At 66.1% G+C, this 23,251-nt stretch carries 25 protein-coding genes and 1 tRNA gene; 11 read left to right on the forward strand and 15 right to left on the reverse strand.

Features of this window, described 5'->3' with window-relative positions; translation table 11 throughout:
- Positions 1-211 precede the first annotated feature (211 nt).
- Positions 212-952, forward strand: coding sequence for an SIMPL domain-containing protein (locus ACFQXB_RS03875; RefSeq protein ID WP_377399434.1), 741 nt, complete (start codon positions 212-214; stop codon positions 950-952).
- Positions 953-991: 39 nt separating this feature from the next.
- Here ACFQXB_RS03875 and ACFQXB_RS03880 read toward each other — a convergent pair whose 3' ends face one another.
- From ACFQXB_RS03880 to ACFQXB_RS03890, 3 genes are all read right to left on the reverse strand, one after another.
- Positions 992-2,278, reverse strand: a complete 1,287-nt coding sequence (locus tag ACFQXB_RS03880) for an O-acetylhomoserine aminocarboxypropyltransferase/cysteine synthase family protein (RefSeq protein ID WP_377399437.1) — start codon at positions 2,276-2,278, stop codon at positions 992-994.
- Between the two features lie 59 nt (positions 2,279-2,337).
- Entirely contained in the window at positions 2,338-3,324 is a 987-nt protein-coding gene (locus ACFQXB_RS03885; RefSeq protein ID WP_377399440.1) for a hypothetical protein, read from the reverse strand.
- A gap of 372 nt (positions 3,325-3,696) precedes the next feature.
- Positions 3,697-4,041 (reverse strand): DUF4440 domain-containing protein, encoded by a 345-nt coding sequence (locus ACFQXB_RS03890; RefSeq protein WP_377399443.1) that lies wholly within the window; start codon positions 4,039-4,041, stop codon positions 3,697-3,699.
- 274 nt (positions 4,042-4,315) lie between these two features.
- Between ACFQXB_RS03890 and ACFQXB_RS03895 the strand changes: the two genes are divergently transcribed.
- Positions 4,316-4,672 (forward strand): hypothetical protein, encoded by a 357-nt coding sequence (locus ACFQXB_RS03895; protein ID WP_377399446.1) that lies wholly within the window; start codon positions 4,316-4,318, stop codon positions 4,670-4,672.
- A gap of 73 nt (positions 4,673-4,745) precedes the next feature.
- Here ACFQXB_RS03895 and ACFQXB_RS03900 read toward each other — a convergent pair.
- Positions 4,746-4,829, reverse strand: a tRNA-Tyr gene (locus tag ACFQXB_RS03900).
- Between the two features lie 127 nt (positions 4,830-4,956).
- Between ACFQXB_RS03900 and rlmB the strand changes: the two genes are divergently transcribed.
- From rlmB to ACFQXB_RS03940, 8 genes are all read left to right on the forward strand, one after another.
- Entirely contained in the window at positions 4,957-5,736 is a 780-nt protein-coding gene (rlmB, locus tag ACFQXB_RS03905) for a 23S rRNA (guanosine(2251)-2'-O)-methyltransferase RlmB (RefSeq protein ID WP_377399449.1), read from the forward strand.
- A 151-nt stretch (positions 5,737-5,887) separates the two neighbouring features.
- Complete coding sequence (locus tag ACFQXB_RS03910; protein ID WP_377399452.1) at positions 5,888-6,346, forward strand: YHS domain-containing (seleno)protein; 459 nt, start codon at positions 5,888-5,890, stop codon at positions 6,344-6,346.
- Positions 6,347-6,593: 247 nt separating this feature from the next.
- Positions 6,594-7,373, forward strand: a complete 780-nt coding sequence (locus ACFQXB_RS03915; RefSeq protein ID WP_377399455.1) for an SDR family oxidoreductase — start codon at positions 6,594-6,596, stop codon at positions 7,371-7,373.
- Positions 7,374-7,500: 127 nt separating this feature from the next.
- Positions 7,501-8,595, forward strand: coding sequence for an ABC transporter ATP-binding protein (locus ACFQXB_RS03920; protein WP_377399458.1), 1,095 nt, complete (start codon positions 7,501-7,503; stop codon positions 8,593-8,595).
- A 115-nt stretch (positions 8,596-8,710) separates the two neighbouring features.
- A complete protein-coding gene (locus ACFQXB_RS03925; RefSeq protein WP_377399461.1) occupies positions 8,711-8,935 on the forward strand; it encodes a twin-arginine translocase TatA/TatE family subunit in 225 nt (74 codons plus the stop codon).
- A gap of 33 nt (positions 8,936-8,968) precedes the next feature.
- A complete protein-coding gene (tatB, locus tag ACFQXB_RS03930) occupies positions 8,969-9,460 on the forward strand; it encodes a Sec-independent protein translocase protein TatB (RefSeq protein WP_377399464.1) in 492 nt (163 codons plus the stop codon).
- On the forward strand, positions 9,457-10,326 hold the full coding sequence (tatC, locus tag ACFQXB_RS03935; RefSeq protein WP_377399467.1) for a twin-arginine translocase subunit TatC: 870 nt from the start codon (positions 9,457-9,459) through the stop codon (positions 10,324-10,326). Before tatB ends, tatC begins: the two co-directional genes overlap by 4 nt.
- Positions 10,323-11,162, forward strand: coding sequence for an ATP-binding protein (locus ACFQXB_RS03940; protein ID WP_377399470.1), 840 nt, complete (start codon positions 10,323-10,325; stop codon positions 11,160-11,162). The genes tatC and ACFQXB_RS03940 overlap by 4 nt, the downstream gene beginning before the upstream one ends.
- A 3-nt stretch (positions 11,163-11,165) precedes the next feature.
- Here ACFQXB_RS03940 and ACFQXB_RS03945 read toward each other — a convergent pair whose 3' ends face one another.
- The 4 genes from ACFQXB_RS03945 to ACFQXB_RS03960 all read right to left on the reverse strand — a co-directional run bounded on the left by ACFQXB_RS03945 (position 11,166) and on the right by ACFQXB_RS03960 (position 14,579).
- Positions 11,166-12,356, reverse strand: a complete 1,191-nt coding sequence (locus ACFQXB_RS03945; RefSeq protein ID WP_377399472.1) for a peptidoglycan DD-metalloendopeptidase family protein — start codon at positions 12,354-12,356, stop codon at positions 11,166-11,168.
- 57 nt (positions 12,357-12,413) lie between these two features.
- Positions 12,414-13,055, reverse strand: coding sequence for a protein-L-isoaspartate(D-aspartate) O-methyltransferase (locus tag ACFQXB_RS03950; RefSeq protein ID WP_377399475.1), 642 nt, complete (start codon positions 13,053-13,055; stop codon positions 12,414-12,416).
- Positions 13,052-13,849 (reverse strand): 5'/3'-nucleotidase SurE, encoded by a 798-nt coding sequence (gene surE / locus ACFQXB_RS03955; RefSeq protein ID WP_377399478.1) that lies wholly within the window; start codon positions 13,847-13,849, stop codon positions 13,052-13,054. The genes ACFQXB_RS03950 and surE overlap by 4 nt, the downstream gene beginning before the upstream one ends.
- Positions 13,850-13,919: 70 nt before the next feature.
- Positions 13,920-14,579, reverse strand: coding sequence for an SDR family NAD(P)-dependent oxidoreductase (locus ACFQXB_RS03960; RefSeq protein WP_377399481.1), 660 nt, complete (start codon positions 14,577-14,579; stop codon positions 13,920-13,922).
- A gap of 120 nt (positions 14,580-14,699) precedes the next feature.
- On the opposite strand from ACFQXB_RS03960, the gene ACFQXB_RS03965 reads away from it, so the two are divergent.
- A complete protein-coding gene (locus tag ACFQXB_RS03965; RefSeq protein ID WP_377399484.1) occupies positions 14,700-15,275 on the forward strand; it encodes a biotin transporter BioY in 576 nt (191 codons plus the stop codon).
- A 550-nt stretch (positions 15,276-15,825) separates the two neighbouring features.
- On the opposite strand, the gene purF is transcribed toward ACFQXB_RS03965, so the two are convergent.
- The 7 genes from purF to ACFQXB_RS04000 form a co-directional block, all read right to left on the reverse strand.
- A complete protein-coding gene (gene purF / locus ACFQXB_RS03970) occupies positions 15,826-17,304 on the reverse strand; it encodes an amidophosphoribosyltransferase (RefSeq protein WP_377399487.1) in 1,479 nt (492 codons plus the stop codon).
- A 125-nt stretch (positions 17,305-17,429) separates the two neighbouring features.
- Positions 17,430-17,984: a CvpA family protein gene (locus ACFQXB_RS03975; protein ID WP_377399490.1), complete on the reverse strand. Its 555-nt coding sequence runs from the start codon at positions 17,982-17,984 to the stop codon at positions 17,430-17,432.
- A 21-nt stretch (positions 17,985-18,005) separates the two neighbouring features.
- Positions 18,006-19,364, reverse strand: a complete 1,359-nt coding sequence (gene radA / locus ACFQXB_RS03980) for a DNA repair protein RadA (RefSeq protein WP_377399493.1) — start codon at positions 19,362-19,364, stop codon at positions 18,006-18,008.
- A complete protein-coding gene (locus tag ACFQXB_RS03985; RefSeq protein ID WP_377399496.1) occupies positions 19,364-19,735 on the reverse strand; it encodes a paraquat-inducible protein A in 372 nt (123 codons plus the stop codon). The genes radA and ACFQXB_RS03985 overlap by 1 nt, the downstream gene beginning before the upstream one ends.
- Before the next feature lie 86 nt (positions 19,736-19,821).
- A complete protein-coding gene (alr, locus tag ACFQXB_RS03990; protein ID WP_377399499.1) occupies positions 19,822-20,871 on the reverse strand; it encodes an alanine racemase in 1,050 nt (349 codons plus the stop codon).
- 46 nt (positions 20,872-20,917) lie between these two features.
- Positions 20,918-22,414, reverse strand: coding sequence for a replicative DNA helicase (locus ACFQXB_RS03995; protein ID WP_377399502.1), 1,497 nt, complete (start codon positions 22,412-22,414; stop codon positions 20,918-20,920).
- A 152-nt stretch (positions 22,415-22,566) separates the two neighbouring features.
- Complete coding sequence (locus ACFQXB_RS04000) at positions 22,567-23,241, reverse strand: orotate phosphoribosyltransferase (protein WP_377399505.1); 675 nt, start codon at positions 23,239-23,241, stop codon at positions 22,567-22,569.
- Positions 23,242-23,251: the final 10 nt, after the last annotated feature.

A 23,251-nucleotide genomic window follows, 5' to 3' on the forward strand; every position in this document is an offset into this window, starting at 1 on the left:
TAGCACGTTTGGGGCAGCGCTCAAGGCAGCGCCGTGCCGCTGGCAGACTACAGCAGGAAACCGCCGAGGAAAACCCGCCGTACCCGGCTGCGCGGCCGGCAGGGGCGCGGTGGGACCGCACGAATGCGTGTTCCCCGTTACAACCCCTTGGCAAGATGCTGCAATCATAGGCAGATGGGGCCATCAAACGAACAACAGCAGAGGATGTTCGATGCGCGTTTCAGCATTTTCCGTCGCGGTCCCGGCCCGAGCCATGATGACTGCGGCAATGATTGCGCTTCTTTCGGCAACGGCGGGACCCCTGATGGCGCAGGGGGCCGAACCCGGCCAGATCCGCGTCAGCGGCCAGGGAAAGGTTGAAACCGCCCCAGACATGGCCACGCTCACCCTTGGCATCACCGCCGAGGCCGATGCCGCCGCCGACGCGATGGGCGAGGCCACCCGGCAGATGACCGAAATGCTGGAACGGCTGCGTTCCGCGGGGATCGAGGCGCGTGACCTCCAGACCTCGGGCCTGATCCTGAGCCCGCGCTGGCATCACCCCGAACGCCCCGATCAGGGGCAGCCGCAGATCACGGGCTATATCGCGCAGAACACGCTGACGGTCCGGGTGCGCGACCTTGCGGTTTTGGGGGGCATCCTGGACGATGTGGTGCAGGCCGGGGCCAACACCTTCCACGGTCTGGGTTTCTCGATGGCCGATCCCGAACCGCTTCTGGACGAGGCGCGCCGTCGCGCCATCGCCGATGCGCGCCGCAAGGCGGAGCTTTACGCCGAGGCCGCCGGGGTGACCCTGGGCGAAGTCGTCGCGATTCATGAACCGGAGACGGCCGATTTTCCCCGACCGATGATGCGCATGGAGGCCGCGATGGCCGATGGCGGGATCGCCGCGGGCGAGGTGACGGTCGATGCGGCGGTGACGGTGATCTACCGTCTTGCCGAGGACGAATGATACAGCGCCCGGCGGCCCGTGTGGCCGCCGGGCAGCCGCTCAGGCCGATGCGGCGGCCAGGGCCTGATCCAGATCGGCGATCAGGTCTTCCGCATTCTCGATCCCGATCGAAACCCGCACCATGTCGGGTGCCGCGCCCGCCGCCTGCTGCTGTTCCGGCGAAAGCTGGCGGTGCGTCGTCGAGGCGGGATGGATGATGAGCGAACGGGTATCGCCGAGATTGGCAACATGGCTGAACAGTTCCAGCGCGCTGACCAGCTTGACGCAGGCGTCATAACCATCGCGCAGGCCAAAGGTGAACAGCGCCCCCGCGCCTTTCGGGCAGATCCGCTCGACGCGGTGATGATAGGGCGAAGACGGCAGGCCGGCCCAGGTCACGCGGCTCACACGCGGGTCCTTTTCCAGCCATTCAGCCACCCGGCGCGCGTTGGCCACGTGCCGCTCCATCCGCAGGCTGAGCGTTTCGATCCCCATCAGGGTGTAATGCGCCCCCTGCGGATTCATCGTCATGCCAAGGTCGCGCAGCCCCACGGCGATCCCGTGGAAGGTAAAGGCAAGCGGGCCGAAGGTTTCGTGGAACTTCAGGCCATGATAGGCGGGCTCGGGCTGCGAGAGCGAGGGGAACTTGTCGCTGGCCGACCAGTCGAAGCGGCCGCTGTCCACCACCACGCCGCCGGTGACGGTGCCGTTGCCGGTGAGGTATTTGGTCGTGGAATGCACGACCAGCGTCGCCCCGTGATCGAAGGGCCGGCACAGATAGGGCGTGGCGCTGGTATTATCGACGATCAGCGGCAGACCGGCCCTGTCCGCCACGGCTGAGACAGCGTCAAGATCGGTGATGTAGCCGCCCGGATTGGCGATGCTTTCGCAGAAGATCGCGCGCGTGTTCTCGTCAATGGCGGCCTCGACCGCCGCAAGGTCATCCAGATCCACGAAGCGCGCCGACCAGCCGAAGCGGCGGATCGTCTGGCTGAACTGGGTGACGGTGCCGCCGTAAAGGCGGGTCGAGGCGATGATGTTGCAGCCGGGCGCCATCAGCGGGAACAGCGCCATGATCTGCGCCGCATGGCCCGAGGAACAGCAGATCGCCCCCGCGCCGCCCTCAAGCGCCGCGATCCGGTCCTGAAGGGCCGCGACCGTGGGATTGGTCAGGCGCGAATAGATGAAGCCCACTTCCTGCAGATTGAAGAGCCGCGCGGCATGCTCCGCATCGCGGAAGGCATAGGCGGTCGTCTGGTAAATCGGAACCTGCCGTGCGCCGGTGGCCGGATCTGGACGCGCGCCGGCGTGGATCTGCAACGTGTCGAACCCGTAGGTTTTTGTCATGACTGGCTCTCCGAAAGGTCTGGCGCAGGCTAGGCGTGCTTGCTGCACAACGCAACGCCCTAGCGAAGCCAGAGCCCCTCGCGCTTGATCGCGTTGCGGATGGCCTGCTCACGGCGGGGCAGGTCGGCGCGGTCGAACATGCTCCTGATCCTTGCGCCATCGCCGCGAAAGACCATCTTCTTGACGGGCTGGTGTTCGCGCAGAACCTTCTTGTATTTCTGGGTGTTGCAGATTTCTTCCAGCATCGCCACGGCCGCATCGCTTTCCCGGGCGTAAAGCAGGGGCAGCAGCCGGTAGTGACAGCTTACATCGCCGTCCAGCCCTGCCAGGTCGGGCCCAGGACGCCCGCCGCCAAGCGAATGGATCACCAGCGGCAGCGCGATCTGGTCCAGCCAGGGCCAGAGCGTCTGGCACACCAGTTCCGGGGGCGGGTTGTCCCGGATTTCGCAGGCATAGGACAGGAAGCGCGCGCCGAATTCATGCGGACAGCGATAGAAGAACCAGCCGGCGTTGAAATAGAGGTAGCGCCCCCAGTATTCATCTGGGAGCGCCAGGTCGAGCGAACTGTCGAAGTCCAGCCCGAAACGGTCATAGAGCGACTTCCAGATCCCGGTGTAGCCCGGGCCATAAAGCTCCGGGATCGGCCAGGTCCCTTCCCGGCGCATCGAGGCCGAGGGGCGGTCGAAGTCGAACACCAGCCGGTCGAGCGGGCCGGTGAACAGCGTGTCGGTGTCGAAGAACACGAAAGGCTCGCCCTTGGGCAGCGCTGTCAACGCCTCGATCTTGTTGCCCTGCGGATAATGCCTGCCAAATTCGCGCGCCTCGAAGGGCACGAAAGTGGCGCCAAGATCCTCAAGAAGCGCGCGCGCCGGACCGGTGATGCGCGGGTCGCCGTCCCAGAGATGGTTTGGCACCGGCTCGCCGATGAAAAGCCTGGCCCGCGCAGCTGGATCAGCCTTGCGCAGGGATGCGGCGAACAACACCGCCTCGTATTGCAGCCGGTTGTTCTGGCCGATGATGAACACATTGAATGGCCGATCGGTCATGCACCTGCCTCTGGAAATGACTTGCATCAACCCGGGCGATCATAGGGAAATTTCCGCCCGACAAAAGCGGGAAAACGGCGCCATTCGCCCGCCCCCCGGGCAGGGCCGAACGCTGTTGCGTGGTGTGCCCGGTGGCCTTCGTTCTTCCGTGCTGGACGGTGACGGCCTGGCTGTCGCGGCATTCCCCGCGCCTACGCGTGGCATGCGCCGGGTCCGGGCCACGCACCGGGGCGCCGCGACCAGCGCCCTGGTGACCTGTGCCACCACCGGGGTTTGCCACCCGTCGTCGATGACCTCTCGGAGCTCGTCCGGCCGGCACATCCTGGCGCCCCGGCACCGGCATCGCCCCTTCACGACAGAGACGCGCGAAGCTCAGGTGACCGGCGTCTGTTGATGGGCCAAGAGCTTCCATTGGCCATCCTCGCGCACATAGGTGCTTGAACACAGCGCGGAATAGGCGCTTGTCCCGCCCCGCCGGCCCGTCGCGCGATAGACAAGAACCACCGTTGCCCCAAGCTGCAGCGCGCTTTTCTCCTTCATCTCGACCGCTTCCCACCGCGGCGCGCCTTCAAGGCTTTCCGGAATCTCTTTGCCCTTCAGGATGCCGACCGGGGCGGGAAACACCATCCGAGCCTCGGCTACCATGAATCGCGCGTAGAACGCGGGCCCGTCGAGCCAGAAGCTCGTCTCGCTTTTCCAGATGTCATCAACGCTCATCCCGCCCTCCGTCTTCATTGCCCCTCTGCGCTGGCGGGACATGACCCGAACGGAAAGACCGGCCGAAAGATCCATCGACGCTGGCACCAGGGCCCAGCCACTGGCGGCGCGACATGATGCTCATCACGCCCTGGGTCTGCATCCACCGCTGCGGTGACGGACAAGACCGGTGGCACGCGCAGAAGCCGGGCCCGCGACCGGCAAGGCTGCGGCTGGACATGGGGTTCGGGCGGTCCTACTGGTTGCAGGGACGACCGTTGTTCCGGAGATTTCCATGAAGAGGCATGTTCTGTCGGTGGTTGCCGGACTTGTGCTGGGCAGTTGCGGAACCCCGGAGTTCCGGGCGGAGAAAGACAGTTGCACGGCAAGCTGGATGGCCAAGATCCCTCCGCGCTACGAGCAGGAGTGGTATAACCAAAGCCAGACGCGCCAGGTGCCGACGGGCACAACCACCTGCACCGGCTCGGGCAACACCCTCATCTGCAATCAGGTGATGCGGACGGAATACTACACGGTGCCAGCGGTTCGGACCGTGGATCGGAACGCGCCCCTGAGAGATCCGCAGATCCAGAACTGCACGCGGCAGGCATGCCTTCTGAAATTCGGAAATGCCGAATGCAAAACGCCCTGAGGAAATAAGAAGTAGTCATAGCGCGCGCAATCCGGCGGCCACCACTCCTTGCTTTCATTCGGAAAAGAGGGAGTGGTGGGCGACCCTGGAATCGAACCAGGCGTGGGTCTCCCCGGCGGAGTTACAGTCCGCTGCCGCACCTTGCAGCACGTCGCCCGACGCTGGGCGCTGATTACCGAAGGGTCCGAGAGGCGTCAAGGCGAAAACGGCGGCTGCGAGATTCCAAATCAGCTTGCGCCTGCAGAGGGCAGACAGCATTCTTGCGGGCCTGATCTGGGGGCATGATGAAGAAACCGACTTGGGTGATTGAAAAGGAACGCGGCAAGCGCGCTGCGGCAGCCGAAACCGTGTGGCTGTTCGGCCTTCACGCCGTGCGCGACGCGTTGCTGAACCCCGCGCGGGAGCGGCTGCGGCTCGTGGTCACGAAGAACGCCGCCGACCGTCTGCAGGATGCGATCGATGCGGCGGGGATGGCGCCCGAAGTCGTGGATCCGCGCAAGTTCGACGTGCCGATCGACCGCGAGTCGGTCCATCAGGGTGCGGCGCTCGAGGTCAAGCCGCTGCGCTGGCCAAGCCTCGACCAGCTTGCGATTTCCGGGGCAGGCCACCCGCTGGTGGTGCTGCTGGACCGCGTGACCGATCCGCATAACGTCGGCGCGGTGCTCCGCTCGGCCGAGGTGTTCGGCGCCCGGGCGGTCATTGCCCCGGCGCGCCATTCGGCACCCGAAACCGGCGCGCTGGCCAAGACGGCAAGTGGCGCCCTGGAGCGGCAACCCTACCTGCGTGTCAAGAACCTTGGCGATTCGATGGAGGCGCTCAAGGCCATGGGCTATGTCCTTCTGGGGCTGGCGGGCGAGGCGGAACAGACGCTGGAGCAGGGCATTTCGGCAGCGGGCAATCGCCCCGTCGGCCTGGTTCTGGGGGCGGAAGGCCCGGGCTTGCGCGACCGTTCGCGCGAGCTTTGTGATCATCTTGTGCGCATCCCCTTTGCCGGCGAGTTCGGATCGCTCAATGTTTCCAATGCGGCCGCCGTGGCGCTTTATGCCGCCAGCCGGAGACCATGATCGGACAGGTCGCGCACGGGGTTCTGACGGGGCTTCACGCTTGCGGGAGGCGGCTTTCCCCGACCGACAGTTTGCGCCATCTGTCTGAAGCCGCCTGTCCTCAAGCTGGCCACCACGCTCGCCAACACGCCCGCCAACACGGAGCCTGACCTTGACCCGCTTCCGTTTCGCCATCTTCGTGCTTGCTGTCGTTCTGCCGTTGATTCTGCCGGCCGGAGGCGCCGAGGCCAAGGATCGTTCCGTTCATGCGCCCGGGGGCATTGCGCTTGCCGGCTATGACCCGGTCGCATATTTCAGTGAAGGTCGGGCGGTGCGCGGAGAACCCGCACATGCGCTGAGATTTCGGGGCGCGGTCTGGCATTTCACCTCATCGGGAAATCTCTCGGCCTTCGAGGCGGATCCGATGTCCTATTTCCCGCAGTTTGGCGGCTATTGCGTCTGGGCCCTGGCGCAGGGGGAGGCGGTTCCCGGCAATCCGGAATACTGGACGATCCTGTCCGGGCGCCTTTACCTGAGTGCAGATCCCGCGGCGCGCGCGCGGTTGCGCGATGCGCCGGGCGATGTTATTGCCCGGGCGGCGGCGCACTGGCCGCCCGGCCGTCGGCCCTGAAGGCGCACCCCCTGGGGCGACGCCACGACAGTCATTCACAGATTCGCGACCGGGACTGTCAGGACACTCGTTCGTTCCTATGTTGGAAACAGGAAGCGCGAATACGGAACATTCGTGTTTCAGTTCACTGTCCCTCGTTCCGCGACTGGCGCCCGGCTTTTCAGCTGGGCGCTTTTTTATGCGCGCGCCCTTCCGTCGGGTCGGCAGCCGGGCTAGGTCTGCTGCAGGAACAAGCAGGGAGAAACCGATGGATCTTGGTATTCGTGGCAAGCGGGCGCTGGTCTGCGCCTCAAGCAAGGGTTTGGGGCGGGGCTGTGCCGAGGCGCTGGCCGAGGCCGGTGTGGATCTGATCCTGAATGCACGCAGTGCCGGGCCGCTGGACGAGGCCGCCGAGGCGATCCGCGCGGCTCATGGCGTGACGGTGACGGCAATCGCGGCCGATATCACCACCGAAGCGGGTCGCGCCGAGGTTCTGCGCGCCGCGGGCACGGTGGATATTCTGGTGACCAATGCCGGCGGTCCGCCCCCCGGAATGTGGACCGACTGGAGCCGCGAGGATTTCCTGCGGGCACTCGATGCCAACATGCTGACGCCAATCGAATTGATGAAGGCCTGTCTGCCCGCGATGATCGATCAGGGCTGGGGCCGGGTGGTCAACATCACCTCGCAGTCGGTGAAATCCCCGATTCCGGTGCTGGGCCTGTCGAATTCTGCGCGGGCGGGTCTTACGGGCTATGTCGCGGGGACGGCACGGCAGGTTGCGCCGCATGGGGTGACGATCAACAACATGCTGCCCGGCATTCATGCCACGGATCGTGCGGTGTCGCTGGACGGCGGCGTGGCCAAGGCCGAAGGAATCTCCCTTGACGAGGCGCGCGCCCGGCGTCAGGCGACAATTCCCGCGCGGCGCTATGGAACCGCAGAAGAGTTCGGAGCGATGTGCGCCTTTCTCTGTTCGCAGCACGCGGGCTTCATCGTGGGCCAGAACATCCTTCTGGACGGCGGTGCGGTGAACGCCACGCTCTGACCGCGGGACGGCGAAGAAGGCGCCGCCGGCATGGATGACGCCGGCGCTTGGTCGCAGGCGCCATTCTTGCGGGCATGGCGGCGTGCTGGTATCCGACCTTATCCGTTTCGATCAGCAAGGATTGCGCGTGACTGCACCGCCTCGGCTCGAATTGCGCCATGTCAGCCGCCGCTTTGGCGGGGTCAATGTCGTGGACGATGTGTCGCTGACCATTGCGCCGGGGCAGGTGACCTGTCTGCTTGGCCCGTCGGGATGCGGAAAGTCGACGACCTTGCGCATCGTCGCGGGGGTCGATCGCCAGGACAGCGGCGAAGTGCGCGTCGATGGCCTCCTTCTGTCGGACGACACGCGCCATGTCCCGCCCGAGGAGCGCGGCATCGGCCTGATGTTTCAGGATTTCGCGCTGTTTCCACATCTGAGCGTCGCTGAAAACGTGGCCTTCGGACTGCGCGGCACCCGTGCCCGGAACGCAGCGCGGGTGGCCGAACTGCTTGAACGCGTCAACTTGCCCGATTTTGGCAGCAAGTATCCGCATCAGCTTTCGGGCGGCGAGCAGCAGCGCGTGGCGCTGGCGCGCGCGCTGGCGCCGCGCCCCCGCATCATGCTGATGGACGAGCCGTTTTCGGGCCTTGATGAACGCCTGCGCGACGAGATCCGCGACGCCACGCTTGATCTGCTGAAAGAGGCCGGCACTGCCGTTCTTCTGGTGACCCACGAACCCGACGAAGCCATGCGCATGGCCGACGAGATCGCGCTGATGCGGCACGGTCGGATCGTGCAGCAGGGGGCGCCCTACAACATCTACAACAATCCGGTGGATCGCGCCGCTGCGGGTTTCTTTTCCGACATCAACGTGATCCGCGGCAGGGTGCGGGGCGCCCTGACGGCAACGCCTTTCGGCGACTTCCTCACCCCGGGCGTTCCCGACGGAAGCGAGGTCGACATCATCATCCGGCCCCAGCATCTGCGAATCGATTTTGATCGCGCCGGCCGCGGGCCGAACCCCACGCCGCAGGATGGCCAGGCGGCGCGGGCCTCGGTGCTGCGCGCGCGCTACATGGGCCGCGAGAGCCTGGTCGAGTTCCGGATGGATCACGATGGGTCGCAGCTGCGCGCCACTGTTCCCGGTGTGTTCCTGCCGCGAGCCGGCACTGCGCTCTGGCTGATGATCCGGCGCGACCGCTGCTTTGTCTTCCCGGTCGATCGGGCGGCGGCCGAGTAGAAAAACCCGCGAAAGTGATGGATAGGGGCTTTGATCCGGCCCCGCTTACCCATAAATGTGGGGCTGGGATGACATGCACCGGCCCGGACCTTCGGGCAGCATCAGGGAGTAACCCATGCTCAATAATATCGGCCTTCCCGGCCTTCTTCTCATCGCGGTCGTCGTGCTTGTGCTGTTCGGGCGCGGCAAGATCAGCAGCCTGATGGGCGAGGTCGGCAAAGGCATCACCGCCTTCAAGCGCGGGGTCAAGGATGCGGCGGACGAGGATGACAAGAGCCTTGAACAACCCCGCGACGTGACGCCGCATGTCGATGCCCAGACCGGCAAGGAAAAGGTCTGAGACCTGGCCTCGTGGCCGATGAAGGATTGAGCCATGCTGGATATCGGCTGGACGGAACTGCTTGTGATCGGGATCGTTGCGCTGATCGTGGTCGGTCCCAAGGACCTGCCGATCATGTTCCGCAAGCTGGGACAGATCACCGGCAAGATGCGCAGCATGGCGCGCGAATTCCAACGCGCGCTGGACAGCGCCGCGGACGAAGCGGGCGTGCGCGACGTGGCGCGGGATCTGAAGGATGTGACCTCGGGCAAGTCTCTGGGCCTCGATGGCGTTCAGGATGCGGTGAAGGACTTGCGCAGCATCGACCCCCGTGCCGCGGTGCGGCCCAAGCCGGGCGAAGCCTGGCCGAGAGACCCCGAGACACCGGCGCGCCCCCGCCCCGAAACCGGCCCCGCAACGCGGAAGCTGGCTGAAAAACAGGCGGCGGCCCGCGCCGAGGCCGCAGCAGCACGGCCCGCAACCGACGCGGCCGCGGCTCCGGCTGAGGGATCCACCCCGGCAGGGCCCGGCAAGGGTGACGCATGAAGAACGACGACATCGACGACAGCAGCGCGCCGCTGATCGAGCATCTGGCGGAATTGCGCACGCGGCTGATCCGTTCGGTCCTGGCCTTCGGCGTCGGGATGATCCTGTGTTTCACGGTGGCCGAACCCATCCTGCGCTTCCTGTCGGAACCGATAGCGGAGGTGCTGCGCGCCCGCGGCGAGGATCCGCGCCTGATCTTCACCGCGCCGCAAGAGAAGTTCTTTGTGCTGGTGCGGATCTCGTTCATCGGCGGCTTTGCCCTGGCGTTCCCGGTCATCGCCCATCAACTGTGGCGGTTCGTGGCGCCAGGGCTCTACAAATCGGAAAAGAACGCCTTCCTGCCGTTCATCATCGCCTCGCCGGCGCTGTTCCTGATGGGCGCGGCCTTCGCGCATTTCGTCGTCACACCGCTGGCGATGAACTTCTTCATCGGCTTTTCCGATGCGATTCCGGCGCTGGCAACGATCCTGACCGGAGGTGAGGTGGGAACGGTTGCGGAAACGGGCCCTCGAAGTGAACTCTCGACGGTCTTTCTGGGATCGGTGCGCGAATCGCTCGACCTTTCGCTCAAGTTCATCTTTGCCTTCGGCCTCTGCTTTCAGCTGCCGGTACTCTTGACGCTGATGGGCAAGGCGGGTCTGGTATCGGCGCGTGGTCTGGCGGATGTGCGCAAATATGCGATGGTGGCAATCCTGACGGTCGCGGCGGTGGTCACGCCGCCCGACGTTATCACGCAGCTTATCCTCTTCACCGTTGTCTATGGCCTCTATGAAATCTCGATCCTTCTGGTGCGCCGGGTTGAACGCAAGCGCAATCAGGCGCTGCGCGAGGCGGGGCTTCTGGACGAGGACGAGGCCGACGCATGAATGACGAGGCCCTGCGCCGCATCGCCGAGGCGCTGGAGCGCCTGAGCCCCGCGCCGCTGGGGGCCCCCGATTTCGACGCGGCCGAGGCCTTCGTCTGGCATGTCGCGCCAGACCGGCTGGTGCCGGTGCCAAAGGTCAGCCGCGTGGATCTGGGGCTTCTGGTCGGCATCGACCGGTCGCGCGATACCCTGCTGGAGAACACGCTGCAGTTCGCACGTGGACTGCCGGCAAACAATGCGCTGTTGTGGGGTGCCCGCGGCATGGGCAAGTCGAGCCTTGTGAAGGCCGTCCATGCCGAGGCGCTGCGGCAGGGCCACCACTTGCGCATGGTCGAGATCCAGCGCGAGGATCTGCCCAGTGTCAGTCGGCTTCTGGCGCTGCTGCGCGCCAGTTCGGAGCGGTTCGTGCTGTTCTGCGACGACCTGTCCTTCAGCCATGACGATCAGCATTACAAGTCGCTCAAGGCCGTTCTCGACGGCGGGATCGAGGGGCGCCCCGACAACGTGGTATTTTATGCCACATCGAACCGGCGTCATCTGATGCCGCGCGACATGATCGAGAACGAGCGTTCCTCGGCCATCGCCCCCTCCGAGGCGGTCGAGGAGAAGGTCTCGCTTTCCGACCGCTTCGGCCTGTGGCTGGGCTTCCATCCCTGCAGTCAGGATGAATTTCTGGCGATGATCGACGGCTATTGCGCCGCCTATGGCTTGAAGATCGCGGCAGATCGGCTTCGGGCCGAGGCGATCGAATGGCAGGCGACGCGGGGCAGCCGCTCGGGCCGGGTCGCCTGGCAGTTCTTCACCGACCTGGCGGGCCGCGAGGGGCTGCGCCTTTAACGCCTATTGCAGATAGGGCATCGGATCGACGCTGTCGAAACCGTCCCGAACCTCGAAATGCAGGAACGACGGCGTGCCGGCGCGGACCGAGGCGATGGCCTGACCGCGCCGCACGGTCTCGTTCCGCTCGACCGCGATATTGTCCACATTCGCGTAGACGGTCATCAGATTGCCTGAGTGCCGGATCACGAGGATCGGCACCTGATCGGTGTCGCGGGTAATCGCGGCGACGGTGCCATCATCGGCGGCATGAACGGTGGTGCCCGCCGGCGCCCCGAAATCGACCCCGTCATTGCGACGCTTTTCATAGCCACGGATGATCTGGCCCTGCACCGGCATGGCAAAGCGCGCGCTGCCTGATGCGGCAGTCCGTTGCGCGCCCATGTTGGGCGAGGCGGGACCGGGCGGCGGGGTGGTCGCCTCCGGCTCGGGCAGTGGCGTGGCGGCGCTGGGGGGGACGGGCGTTGCCGATCCCGAACCCGGCGCGGGCACTGGTGCCGGGGCAGCCGCAGCCGCCTGCCGGGTGGCCTGATCGGCGACCGGGATCAGCAGGAACTGACCTTCGCGCACCATCATGTCGGGGCCAAGGCCGTTCCATTCGGCCAGCGCGCGCGGCGTCACGTTATAGCTGCGCGCGATCGTGTAGGCGGTTTCGCCACGACGCACCTGATGGCGCACGGGCTCGGGGCCGCTGGGCTGAACCGGGGGCGGGGCCGCTGCGGATGGCGTGCTGCTGCCTGCCGCCCGGTCAATCGCGCTTCCGGCAAGGGTGGTGATGTCGATCTGTTCGGGCGCCGCCGAGCCGGGCAGGGGCGCCGTGGTCGCAGCTGGGCCGGCAACCTGGCGCGGAAGGACAAGCACCTCGTCCTGGCGCAGGACCATGTCGGTGGGCAGACCATTGTGGCGCGCAAGGTCTTCGGCGGGAAGGCCGATGCGGGCGGCCACGCTTGCCACGGTGTCTCCGGGCCGTGCCACGGCGACCTGATAGGTTGGATAGCTGATGACCCCGCGCGCATCGGGCTGTGGCCGGGCAAGCGTGGCCTGCAGTGCCGCCTGCGAGGTGTTGAGCCCGCCCCCCGCCCGCAGATCCCAGTCGCGCGGGCCTGTCCATTGCCCGTTGTTGTTGCAGGCCGTCAGCACCATCAGGGCCGAGCCCGCAAGCAGAAGCGAAAAACGCGGGGATTGAAACACCATGGCTCTCATCCTCAATCATACCGGCCCCTGACGGGCGCTTGGCCGCAAGGCGGCGGGTCAGTCCTGTCCGAGGCCCTCGAGCAGGGGCACGAAACGGACCGGGCGAAGTTCTTCATAGTCAAGGCCGGTTTCGGTGCGGGTGACCTTGATCAGGCTTTGCACCGTATCCGACTGGCCGACGGGAAGCACCATGATACCGCCGATCCGCAGCTGCGCCAAGAGCGGGCCGGGTGGATCCTCGGCGGCGGCGGTCACGATGATGCGGTCGAACGGAGCCTGATCTGGCAGGCCAAAGCTGCCATCGGCTGTCACCGCGGTGATATTGGTCAGGCCGAGCCTGACGAATACGTCGTTGGCTTCGCGCACGAGGCGGCGATGGCGTTCCACCGAATAGACCCGGCGTGCCAGCTGCGACAGGATCGCTGCCTGATAGCCCGAGCCTGTCCCGACCTCGAGGACCTTGTCGCGCGGGCTGACGTTCAGCGCCTGTGTCATCAGCCCCACGACCGAGGGCTGGCTGATCGTCTGGCCGCAGGCGATGGGCAGGGGCATGTCCTCGTAGGCGCGTTCGGCGAACAGGCCGCGCACGAAGGCGCCACGGTCGATCCGCTCCATCGCCATCAGCACCCGTGCATCCGTCACCCCTTGCGAACGGAGCGCGTAGAGAAAACGCATGGTCCGTTCGGCCGGATCGGTCATGCGGGGGCGCTTTCCAGCCGGCTGCGCAGATCGTCCAGGACGTCATGTGCGGTGAGGTCCGCGCGCAGGGGCGTGACCGAGATGAAACCCTCGAGATTGGCCGCCGCATCGGTGCCCGGGGCGGTGGGCATGTGCTGCGGCCCGCCGGTGATCCACAGGAACTTGCGCCCCGAGGGCGAAATATGCGGTTCGACCCCGAAGAATGTGTCCTTGCGGTAGCCCTGCGGTGCAACCCGCAAGCCTTTCACATCGGCTGCGGCGACGGGCGGGAAGTTGACGTTGTAGAACAGCCGGTAATCGCCCTTGTCCCACAGGCCATGGTGCAGCAGGTCGCGCACGACCTTGATCCCATGCACGCGGGCACATTCGAACGGATCGGCCAGATCGGCCGTTGCGGGCCCCATGTATTGCGACAGGGCGATGGCCGGAAGGCCCTGCAGGGCCGCCTCCATCGCGCCGCCCACGGTGCCGGAATACATGACGTTCTCGGCCGCGTTGTTGCCCCGGTTCACGCCCGACAAAACCAGATCGGGGCGCGCGCCCTCAAGCACATCATAAAGCCCGGCAAGAACGCAGTCGGCAGGGCTTCCCTCGGCGGCAAAGCGGCGCGGCGCAAGGCGCGCGATCATCATCGGATGGGTATAGCTGATGCAATGCGCGACACCCGACTGTTCAAAGGCGGGGGCAACGGTCCAGACCTCGCCGTCCGGCCCGGCGATCTCCTGCGCGATCGCAGTCAGAACCTCGAGGCCCGGCGCATTGATGCCATCGTCATTGGTGATCAGAATACGCATGTTTGCCCCATGTTTGCCCCGTCCCTGATTAGTGGACCAGGGCAGGGGCGTAAAGGGCCGGCGTGGCGGGTCAGAGCGTGCCGATGATCCGTTCCGCCTCGTCGCGCGGATTGGCGAGGGGGGCGCGATCCTCGCCGGGGAAAAAGCGCGCCCGGGTGGCGGTGGGCATCGGCGCGGGCGTTGCGATGACAACGCGCGGGCCGGTCCTTGCGGTTTCGGCCTGCCAGCTTCGCACCAGCGCCATCTGCGCTGCCTTGGTCGCACCATAGGCGCCAAAGAACTTCTCTCCGCCGCGCGGATCGTCCAGAAACAGCGCCGTCCCCTGCTGCGAGGCGCGCAGCAACGGCTCGACCATCGGGATCAGGCTGCCGGTGGCGCGCACATTCGTGGCGATCGACTTGTCCCAGTCCTTGGCATCCAGATGTGCGGCTGGCGCCAGTGGCGCGGCGTGGACGGCGGCATGTGCCCAAAGATCGACCTTGCCCCAGCGATCATGGATCGACCGGCACAGATGCCGCATGGCATCATCATTGGTCACATCCATCGGCGCCAGCGTGGCCGCGCCGCCAACCGCCTTGATGCGGTCATCAAGCTCTTCCAGCGCGCCCACGGTGCGCGCAACGGCGACGATATGGTAACCGCGCGCGGCAAGCGCTTCGGCCAGAGCGGACCCAAGCCCGCGCGATGCGCCGGTGACCAGCGCGAGAAGGGGGATGTCAGGCGATGTCATGCGCCTCCTATGTCATTGCCGCGCGCGCGGGGCAAGAGGGCGGCACGGCCTGCGACATTGACAGCATCCCATGCGCAAGGAATAAGCGAAGTTCTGGATTCAAATCGGAGGAGCTTTCCCGTGAATCGCGACACCACCCTTTCCGCCGCGCTTGGCGCGCAGTCTTCGCTTCTGACCAAGGCGCTTCTGGTGCTGGGCGGATCGCTTGTGGTCGGACTTTCGGCGCAAGTCAGCGTGCCGATGCTGCCGGTGCCGATGACACTTCAGACGCTTGCCATTTCGATCATCGGCCTGACCTATGGGTCGCGGCTCGCCGCCGCGACGATGGTGGCCTATCTGGCCCAGGGCGCGATGGGCATGCCGGTCTTTGCGGGCGGCGGAGCCGGCGCGCATCACCTGCTGGGTCCGACCGGGGGCTTTCTCATGGGCTTCATCGCCATGGCCTGGGCGACCGGCCTGATGGTTGAACGTGGCTTTGACCGCGGCCTTGGCCGGCTGTTTGTCGCGGCCCTGCTGCCGGCGCTGGCGCTGTTCCTGCCCGGTATGCTGTGGCTTTGGGCGGTAACGCCACTGGCGCTGGATGCGGCCTTCAACGCGGCCGTGCTGCCGTTCCTGAGCGGCGCGCTTGTCAAGGCGGGCCTTGCCGCGCTGACGGTGGCCGGAGGCTGGAAAGCGCTGCGCCGCCTGCGCGGCTAAGCGCCCAGAGATCGCAGTCGCAGGCTGCGGACCTACCCGCATGACGTCCGGCCGCCTCGCAAGGGCGGCCGTTTTCATTGGCAAACGGCAGCCGCTCTGCACTCCGGCAGGAAGCGCGCCTTGGGCGTGGTGCGCGCCGGGTTGTCGCAGATCACCGACGCGCGGTCTGGGGAAAGCCGGGCGACCCGCGTGGTTGCGGACCCGGACGGGCGTATGATCGATCCGGATCGATGCCAGGTTGCGCATGCGCAGGATGGTATTGCCGATCCAGCCGGCCCCCCTCCTTTTCAGGGCGATGATCGCGGCGCCCCGGTGCCGGCCGCGCAGCGGCAGGCGTCGCGGGCAAGACAGGCGCATTCCCCATGGCCGAGGCGCCGTTGCCCGGGACTTGCGGCCTGTGACCGTGGCATCCGCCGTGCCGGCGGCGGCACCCTGTTCTTCCGACGTCGTGGCGCTGCCGATCCCGTCGCGGATCGGCGCGCCTCATGCGCCCGCATGCGTCGCGGCATCGCCCGCAGCGTCAGGGCTTGCTGGTGCTGCGGCTGGTGGGCTATTCGGCGGCTGCCTTCACCTGAAACCCCTTGGCGATCATGTCGGCAGGGGCAACGGGATACTCGCCGGAAAAACAGGCATCGCAATATTGCGGGCTTGCGTTGTTGCGGCCCTCGGCCTCGCCTGCCGCACGATAAAGCCCGTCCAGCGAGATGAACTTGAGGCTGTCGACGCCGATGAAGGCGCGCATCTCTTCCTCGGTCATGGTCGAGGCAAGCAGTTTTTCGCGCTCGGGCGTATCGACGCCATAGAAGCAGGGCCAGGCCGTGGGCGGCGAGGCGATGCGGAAATGCACCTCGGCCGCGCCGGCGTCAAGGATCATCTCGCGGATCTTGATGGAGGTGGTGCCGCGCACCACGCTGTCATCCACCAGGATGATCCGCTTGCCCTTGATCAGGCCCCGATTCACGTTCAGCTTGAGCCGCACGCCCATGTTGCGGATCTGCTCGGTCGGCTCGATGAAGGTCCGGCCCATGTACTGGTTGCGGATGATCCCCATCGCATAGGGGATGCCGGACTGCTGGCTGAAGCCGATGGCCGCCGGCGTGCCGCTGTCGGGCACCGGGCAGACGAGATCAGCCTCCACCGGCGCCTCCTTGGCCAGTTCCACCCCGATCTGGCGGCGGGTCTCATAGACCGAACGGCCGCCAAGGATCGAGTCGGGGCGCGAGAAATAGACATGCTCGAAGATGCAGAAACGTGATTTGCGCTGCTCGAAGGGCCGGAAGCTTTCGACGCCCTTCGCGTCGATCACCACCATCTCGCCAGGCTCGATCTCGCGGATGAATTCGGCGCCGATGATGTCAAGGCCACAGGTTTCGGAACTCAGCGCCCAGCCATCGCCCACCCGGCCCAGGACGAGCGGGCGCACGCCCAGCGGATCGCGCACGCCGATCAGCTTGGTGCGGGTCATGGCGACGACGGAAAACGCCCCTTCGACGCGACGCAGCGCGTCCTTCATCCGCTCGGGGATGTTCTTCTGGATCGAGCGCGCCATCAGGTGAATGATGCATTCGCTGTCCGAGGACGACTGGAAGATCGAGCCGCGCTCGATCAGCTCGCGCCGCAGGGCGGCAGCGTTGGTCAGGTTGCCGTTATGGGCAATGGCGCAGCCGCCCATGGCGAATTCGCCGAAGAAGGGCTGCACATCGCGGATCGCGGTATTGCCCTTCGACCCGGCGGTGGAATAGCGGACATGGCCGATGGCAATGGGGCCGGGCAGCGTTTCCATCAGGCTGGCCTTGGTGAAGTTGTCGCGGACATAGCCGAAGCGCCGGGCCGAGTTGAAACCGGTTTCGGGATCATGGGCGACGATGCCGCCGGCTTCCTGCCCCCGGTGCTGAAGCGCGTGCATCCCGAGCGCCACGAAGTTCGCGGCATCCGTCACGCCGATCACGCCGAAGACTCCGCATTCCTCTTTCAGCTTGTCGTCATCGAACGGATGGCTGCGAAACGGTTGGGGTGGCTGTTGACGCATCGCGTCCGTCCTCCGAATCCGGTAAGGGGGCTGGCTGGCCCCTCACATAGTGCCTTCGTGGCCCGCTGTCACGGGGTGCCGGGGCAAAGCTGCCCTGCACATGGCCGTTACCGGCCGCGCGCGCCTCAGCGGACGCAGTTGCCCATCAGTTGCTCATAGCGCGTAACGATCCAGCCGGGCGCATCCTCGGGGATGCTGTCGTTCAGATTGTTCTGGAAGTTCCCGAAGACCTGGGCGCTGCGGCTGTTCTCGACCGCCGCGATATTGGCCTGGGACATGGCGCGGTCATAGACCAGCAGCGCCACCGCCACCAGGAGCACACCGCGCGCAACCCCGAACAGAAGGCCAAGCCCCTGATCGATTCCCCCCAGGGCCGACCGCTGGATGGCCGAGGAGAACAGCGGCGTGAACAATGACGCGACCACAAGCGCAAGCGCAAAGACGGCAGCAAAGGCCGCGATCATGCTCAGTTCACAGCTTTCGCCCAGAAAACCGCCCAGGCCCGGGATCTCGCGGATCAGGGGTTCGGCCGCGGGGGCGAACATGAAGGCAAGCACTGCCGCCGCCACCCAGCCCGCGATCGCCATGACCTCGCGCACCAGCCCACGGGAATAGGCGAGGACCGCCGAAACCACGATGACGACTGCCACGATGCCGTCGATGATGGTGAAACCTTCCATGCGATCTTCTCCTCGCCGGGCTCAGCCTGCCCCGAACATGTCGCCCACAAATGTTGTCAGATCCGCCATTTCGCGCATCATCAACCCCTCGCCGCCGCCCGTCTTGCTGCGCCGAGGCACAATGGCTTGCGTGAAACCAAGTTTTTGCGCTTCTTTCAACCTGTTTTCCGTCTGGCCGACCGGACGCAGCGCACCAGACAGCGAAATCTCACCAAAAACGACCGTATCGGCGGGAAGTGCCACATCCTCGCGCGCCGAAAGCAACGCGGCGGCCACGGCAAGGTCGGCGGCGGGTTCGTTGATGCGCAAGCCGCCCGCCACGTTGAGATAGACGTCGAGCCCCGCGAAGGGGATGCCGCAGCGCGATTCCAGAACCGCAAGGATCATCGCGAGCCGCCCGCCATCCCAGCCGACGACAGTGCGGCGCGGCGTGCCAAGCGGCGAGGGGGCGACAAGGGCCTGAAACTCCACGAGGACGGGGCGCGTTCCCTCGATGCCGGCAAAGACGACCGAGCCGGCATTGGGCTGGTCGCGTTCCGACAGGAACAGCGCCGAAGGGTTGCTTACCTGTGCCAGCCCGCCGCCCGTCATCTCGAAGACGCCGATCTCGTCCGCGGGGCCAAAGCGGTTCTTGACCGCGCGCAGGATCCGGAACTGGTGGCCACGCTCACCCTCGAAGTAAAGCACGGTATCGACCATGTGTTCGACCACCCGCGGCCCGGCGATCTGGCCTTCCTTGGTGACGTGGCCGACAAGGATCACCGAGACACCGCGCCGCTTGGCGAAGGTCACAAGCTCGTGCGCGGCCTGACGCACCTGCGCGACCGAGCCGGGCGCGCTTTCGACATGATCGGCCCACATGGTCTGGATGGAATCGATGATGGCCAGCTGCGGGCGTTCGGCATCCAGGGTCGTGAGGATGTCGCGCAGGTTGGTTTCGGCGGCAAGCTGCACCGGCGCATCGGTCAGCCCCAGACGTTGCGCCCGCATCCGTACCTGGGCGCTGGCTTCCTCGCCCGAGATATAGAGGCATTTGAGCCCGGCGCGGGCAAAACTTGCCGCAGCCTGCAGAAGAAGTGTCGATTTGCCGATCCCCGGGTCGCCGCCGACCAGGATCGCCGAGGCCGGAACCAGCCCGCCCCCCAGCACGCGGTCAAGCTCTTCCATGGTCGACGTCGTGCGGGGTGGGGGCATTTCCTCGGTCGAAAGATCGGTCAGCGGCACCTGTCGTCCACGCGTCGGGCCAAGGCTTCTTGCCCCCGCCGACAGCGGCGCCTCCTCGATGATCGTGTTCCAGGCACCGCAGGCATCGCAGCGCCCCGCCCATTTCTTGTGCACGGCACCGCAGGCGGTGCAGGTGAAGCTGGAGTTCTTTGCCATCAGGCCCCCCGTTTGTCGGTCAGCACCGATAGCAGAAGCGACAGCAGGATGCAGCCCGTGAAAAGGTAAAGCCCGGGCTGCACCTCGATCCGGCCCACCCCAAGCCCTCGCAGCGCCATGATCCAGACGGCGATCAGGAACACATCCGCCATCGCCAGACGTCCCAGCCAGAAAAGCGCGGGCGCAAGCCTGGGCGAGGCAAGGCGGAACTGCACGAGTGCCAGTCCCAGCGTTTTCAGATAGGGCGCAACCACGGCCAGGAAGGTTACCAGAAGCGCGAGGACCACATCCTCGCGCCAGAGCGCCTGAAGCCCGGTGATGACCGAAACGGTGCTTTCCGACGACCAGCGGAACAGGCGCAGCGTCAGCATCGGCTGGAACCAGACCAGCGGCCAGATGGCCAGCAGCGACAGATTCAGGCCGGCCAGCAGCCAGCCGGCGCGGGGCCTGCGCAGGGTCAGCCCGCGGCCCCTTCATAGCGGCGGGTGTAACGTGCCCCAAGCGCCGTCAGCACCTCATAGCCGATCGTGTCCGCGCCGGCGCCAAGGTCGTCAACGAACTGCTGCGGGCCAAGGATGTCGAGGCTGGTCGGCACTTCGGGCAGATCGGTGACATCGACGGTGATGAGATCCATCGACACCCGCCCGGCGATGGGGCAGGGCACATCGCCGGCCCAGAGATGAATCCGGTTGCTCAACGCGCGATGCAGCCCGTCGGCATAGCCGCCCACGACCGTCGCAATGACCGAGGGGCGCTTGGCGACCCAGGTGCAGCCATAGCCCGCGCTTTCGCCGGGTTCCAGCGCCCGGGCCTGCACCACCGGCAGCGCCAGCCGCACGACAGGCTGCGCCTGTTCGAAGGGAAGCCCGCCATAAAGCCCGACGCCCGGGCGCGTGAGATCGAAGTGATAGTCCGGTCCCAGCAGGATCCCGCCCGTTGCGGACAGCGAACGCGGCACCCCGGTCCCGTCGGTCAGGGCACGGAACTCGGCCAGCTGATGGGCATTCATCGGATGGTCCGGCTCATCGGCGCAGGCAAGATGGCTCATCAGCAGCACCGGCCGGCGCGACAGCGCGATCTCGGCCACGGCGGCCCATTCGGCGCGCTCCATCCCCAGCCGGTTCATGCCGGTGTCAAGCTGGATGCCGAAGGGCTGATCGGGCAGCGCCTCCAGATGCCGGGTCAGCTGATCGACCGAGTTCAGCATCGGCGTCAGATCATGGTCGGAAATCAGCGGCGCATCGCCCTGCATATGCCCTGAAAAGACGCAGATCTGCGGCCCGGGGCCAAGCGCCTTGCGCACCGCCGCGCCTTCCTCGGCCATTGCGACGAAGAAGCGGCGCGCGCCGGCCTCGGCCAGGGCACGGGCCACGCGGCCCGCCCCCAGGCCATAGGCATTGGCCTTGACGACGGCGCCGGTCTGGGTGGCCGGTTCGGACGCGGCGTCAAGCGCGCGCCAGTTAGCCGCAATCGCGGCGAGATCGATATGAAGGATTCCGCTTGCCATGGCCGCAGGTGTTGACCGGCGGGCGCCGCCGGTCAAGCGGAAACGCTCAGTAGTCGCCGGGGCCGGCGCCTTGCTGCCACGGCTTGACCAGGTTTCCGAAGCGCGTGAACCGCCCCTCAAAGCTCAGCTCTACCGTGCCGATGGGGCCGTGGCGCTGCTTGCCGATGATGACCTCGGCCTTGCCATGCACGCGCTCCATCACCTCTTGCCATTTCGCCATGGCCTCGAGGTTGTCCTCGCCCGGTTTCTCGCGTTCCTTGTAATATTCGTCGCGGTAGACGAACATCACCACATCGGCGTCCTGCTCGATCGAGCCGGATTCGCGCAGGTCGGAAAGCTGAGGCCGCTTGTCCTCGCGGTTTTCCACCTGCCGCGACAGCTGCGACAGCGCGATCACGGGAATATCAAGCTCTTTGGCGATGGCCTTCAGGCCCTGCGTGATCTCGGACACCTCGTTCACGCGGCTGTCCTTGGCCGTCGCGGGGCGGACAAGCTGAAGGTAGTCGATCATCAGCACATCCAGCCCATGCGTCCGCTTCAGCCGCCGCGCGCGGGCGGCAAGCTGGCTGATCGGCAGGGCGGGCGTGTCGTCGATGTAAAGCGGACAGGCCTCCAGCGCCTTCGCGGCTTCGACGAAGCGGCGGAACTCGGCCTCGGTCATGTCGCCGCGGCGGATCTGTTCGCTGGGCACCTCGGCGGCCTCGGACAGGATCCGGGCGGCAAGCTGTTCGGCCGACATCTCGAGGCTGTAGAAGCCCACGATGCCGCCATCGACGGTGCCTTCGGTTCCGTCAGGCAGGCGGCCCTTCTTGTAGGCCTTGGCGATGTTGAAGGCGATGTTCGTGGCAAGCGAGGTCTTGCCCATCGAGGGCCGCCCGGCAAGGATCAGAAGGTCGGACCGGTGCAGCCCGCCCAGCTTCTTGTCCAGATCGATCAGCCCGGTCGAAACGCCGGCCAGCCCGCCATCGCGCTGATAGGCGGCATTGGCCACGTTCACGGCATCGGTCACCGCCTTGAGGAAGGACTGGAACCCCTTCTCGACGTGTCCCTGCTCACCCAGCTTGTAGAGGCGCTGTTCGGCCTCGACGATCTGTTCGCGCGGTTCGGACGAAACCTCCACCCGGGCGGCCTTGGCGGAAATGTCGCGGCCAAGGCTGATCAGTTCGCGCCGCACCGCCAGGTCATAGATCATCTGCGCGTAATCACGCGCCGCATAGGCCGAAATCGCCGCCCCCGCGAGCCGGGCCAGATAGGCCGGGCCGCCCAGTTCCTTCAGCCCCGCGTCATCTTCAAGAAACGCTTTCAGTGTAACGGGCGAGGCCAGCGCATTCTTCTGGATCCGGGCCGCCGCGATTTCAAAGATGCGCTGGTGGACCGGTTCGAAGAAATGGTCCGAGCGGATGATCGCGGCAATCCGGTCATAGACGTCGTTGTTGGTGAGAATCGCGCCCAGAAGCTGCTGCTCGGCCTCGATGTTGTGGGGCAGGCTTTCGCCCGCCTCGGCATCTGCCGGTCTGGCCCGCAAAGCTGCAAGGTCGTTCATGTCCTGTCCCTTCGTGATCCGCCGGGTATCGCCGATCGGCGTGGGCCGATCAACCGGCTTCTCCCGTTTGCGCATTCTGCCGGCAAGGGTAGGGCCGGTCAATCACCGGCTTCGGGGGACGGCGGGGGATGGCCCGCCGTCCGGGTGCAGCCTCAGGCGCGGGCGTCGCGCCAGGCCTGGGGGGCAGTCAGGAAGGCTTCCACCTCGGTCATGGTGCGATCGTCGAAGGCGCCCGAGCTTTTGGCCTCGACCAGCACGTCCCACCAGGTGCAGAGGTGGTGCAGCTGCACGCCGTGATCGCCCAGCGTCTTGATGGTTTGCGGAAAGATCCCGTAGTAGAAGATCACCGCCGTGTGGCCACAGGTCGCACCCGTTTCGCGGATCGCATCGACGAACGACAGCTTCGATCCGCCATCGGTGGTCAGATCCTCGACCAGAAGCACGCGCTGGCCTTCGGTCATCGCGCCCTCGATCCGGGCGTTGCGGCCATAGCCCTTGGGCTTCTTGCGCACATAGGTCATCGGCAGGCCCATGCGTTCGGCGATCAGCGCCGCGAAGGGAATGCCGGCGGTCTCCCCGCCCGCCACGTTGTCGAAGGCTTCAAAACCCGCATCCCGCATCACGGTGCAGGCCAGGAAATCCATCAGCGTCGCGCGGATACGAGGGTAGGAGATCAGCTTGCGGCAATCGATATAGACCGGCGAGGCCAGGCCCGAGGCGAAGATGAACGGCTCTTCGGCATTGAAGTGAACCGCCTTGATTTCCAGCAGCATCCGCGCGGTCATCCGCGCCATCTCGGCCTTGTCGGGGAAGGAGGTTGGGATCATCGGAGGCCTC

This window comes from Halodurantibacterium daqingense, assembly GCF_042666235.1.
GTDB classification, from domain to species: domain Bacteria; phylum Pseudomonadota; class Alphaproteobacteria; order Rhodobacterales; family Rhodobacteraceae; genus Halodurantibacterium; species Halodurantibacterium daqingensis.

Bases quoted from the DNA above. Each gene is read 5' to 3' on its own strand.
- ACFQXB_RS03890 (WP_377399443.1), bottom strand. From the start codon at position 4,041: ATGAGCGTTGATGACATCTGGAAAAGCGAGACGAGCTTCTGGCTCGAC.
- ACFQXB_RS03940 (WP_377399470.1), top strand. From the start codon at position 10,323: ATGAATGACGAGGCCCTGCGCCGCATCGCCGAGGCGCTGGAGCGCCTG.
- ACFQXB_RS03915 (WP_377399455.1), top strand. From the start codon at position 6,594: ATGGATCTTGGTATTCGTGGCAAGCGGGCGCTGGTCTGCGCCTCAAGC.
- ACFQXB_RS03875 (WP_377399434.1), top strand. From the start codon at position 212: ATGCGCGTTTCAGCATTTTCCGTCGCGGTCCCGGCCCGAGCCATGATG.
- ACFQXB_RS03995 (WP_377399502.1), bottom strand. From the start codon at position 22,414: ATGAACGACCTTGCAGCTTTGCGGGCCAGACCGGCAGATGCCGAGGCG.
- ACFQXB_RS03960 (WP_377399481.1), bottom strand. From the start codon at position 14,579: ATGACATCGCCTGACATCCCCCTTCTCGCGCTGGTCACCGGCGCATCG.
- ACFQXB_RS03975 (WP_377399490.1), bottom strand. From the start codon at position 17,984: ATGGAAGGTTTCACCATCATCGACGGCATCGTGGCAGTCGTCATCGTG.
- ACFQXB_RS03880 (WP_377399437.1), bottom strand. From the start codon at position 2,278: ATGACAAAAACCTACGGGTTCGACACGTTGCAGATCCACGCCGGCGCG.
- ACFQXB_RS04000 (WP_377399505.1), bottom strand. From the start codon at position 23,241: ATGATCCCAACCTCCTTCCCCGACAAGGCCGAGATGGCGCGGATGACC.
- rlmB (WP_377399449.1), top strand. From the start codon at position 4,957: ATGAAGAAACCGACTTGGGTGATTGAAAAGGAACGCGGCAAGCGCGCT.
- surE (WP_377399478.1), bottom strand. From the start codon at position 13,849: ATGCGTATTCTGATCACCAATGACGATGGCATCAATGCGCCGGGCCTC.
- ACFQXB_RS03885 (WP_377399440.1), bottom strand. From the start codon at position 3,324: ATGACCGATCGGCCATTCAATGTGTTCATCATCGGCCAGAACAACCGG.
- alr (WP_377399499.1), bottom strand. From the start codon at position 20,871: ATGGCAAGCGGAATCCTTCATATCGATCTCGCCGCGATTGCGGCTAAC.
- ACFQXB_RS03950 (WP_377399475.1), bottom strand. From the start codon at position 13,055: ATGACCGATCCGGCCGAACGGACCATGCGTTTTCTCTACGCGCTCCGT.
- ACFQXB_RS03945 (WP_377399472.1), bottom strand. From the start codon at position 12,356: ATGGTGTTTCAATCCCCGCGTTTTTCGCTTCTGCTTGCGGGCTCGGCC.
- tatC (WP_377399467.1), top strand. From the start codon at position 9,457: ATGAAGAACGACGACATCGACGACAGCAGCGCGCCGCTGATCGAGCAT.
- ACFQXB_RS03985 (WP_377399496.1), bottom strand. From the start codon at position 19,735: ATGCTGACGCTGCGCCTGTTCCGCTGGTCGTCGGAAAGCACCGTTTCG.
- ACFQXB_RS03895 (WP_377399446.1), top strand. From the start codon at position 4,316: ATGAAGAGGCATGTTCTGTCGGTGGTTGCCGGACTTGTGCTGGGCAGT.
- radA (WP_377399493.1), bottom strand. From the start codon at position 19,364: ATGGCAAAGAACTCCAGCTTCACCTGCACCGCCTGCGGTGCCGTGCAC.
- ACFQXB_RS03925 (WP_377399461.1), top strand. From the start codon at position 8,711: ATGCTCAATAATATCGGCCTTCCCGGCCTTCTTCTCATCGCGGTCGTC.
- tatB (WP_377399464.1), top strand. From the start codon at position 8,969: ATGCTGGATATCGGCTGGACGGAACTGCTTGTGATCGGGATCGTTGCG.
- purF (WP_377399487.1), bottom strand. From the start codon at position 17,304: ATGCGTCAACAGCCACCCCAACCGTTTCGCAGCCATCCGTTCGATGAC.